At 37.6% G+C, this 769-nt stretch carries 1 protein-coding gene and 1 pseudogene; both read left to right on the top strand.

Features of this window, described 5'->3' with window-relative positions:
- Positions 1 to 217 (top strand): annotated as a pseudogene (locus TT13_RS11475) (hypothetical protein); the annotation flags it as partial.
- A gap of 7 nt (positions 218 to 224) precedes the next feature.
- Positions 225 to 769: ERF family protein (locus TT13_RS10850; protein ID WP_145912386.1), on the top strand; the 545-nt coding region annotated here is incomplete at its 3' end.

The raw sequence follows: 769 nt of genomic DNA, 5'->3' as shown, positions 1-769 counted from the left end.
TACTGAGTTTAATCATGCAAATATCACTACCTCAACCACTTTAAAAACTGGTGATTTAACTAGTACAGTGAAGGCTGAATTTTTGAAAGATTGGGGATGGGATGCTTTTGAATTAAAGTCACCCGCCAAGCTTAAAAAACGTTTTGGTACTGATATTGAAAAAGATATTGAGCGAGTTGGTGTTTACGACACTACGGAAAAATTCAATTGGAGGTAAATTAATTATGAGGATGAGTGATAACGTTGTTGATTTATTTAAAGGGCTTTCAGTTTTTCGAAAGCAATTAAAGCAACCTCTAAAAGATGCGAATAACCCATTTTTTAAAAGCAAGTATGTTCCTCTTGAAAATGTAGTTGAGGTGATTGACGATGCTCTAAAAGATACTGGGCTAAGTTATACACAAGAAATTGAAACAACAAAAAATAACACTAATATTATTCACACGATCATTATACACGAGAGTGGTCAGTATATGGTTGTGGATGGGGCTGAGTTAAAACCAACTAAGCAGGACCCACAAGGTATTGGTAGTGCAATTACTTATAATCGCCGATATAGCTTATCAACAGCATTTGGAATTGCAAGTGATACTGACGACGATGGCAATCAAGCTAGTTCGAAACCTTCAAATAGTAGTGAGGGTACCAAGCAACAACAGCAAAAAGCAGGAGCGGAGCACCAGAGAGCAATTGTGGAAGCTACTATTGTTAAAGCTCAGCAGCAGTATTCAGCGACTAATGAACAAGCAGCTAAGTGGCGGCAGATGAA

It is taken from the genome of Weissella oryzae SG25, assembly GCF_000691805.2.
GTDB lineage: Bacteria > Bacillota > Bacilli > Lactobacillales > Lactobacillaceae > Weissella > Weissella oryzae.
The sequence above is the reverse complement of the archived record's forward strand: the minus strand, read 5'-3'. Positions and strand labels throughout refer to the sequence as shown.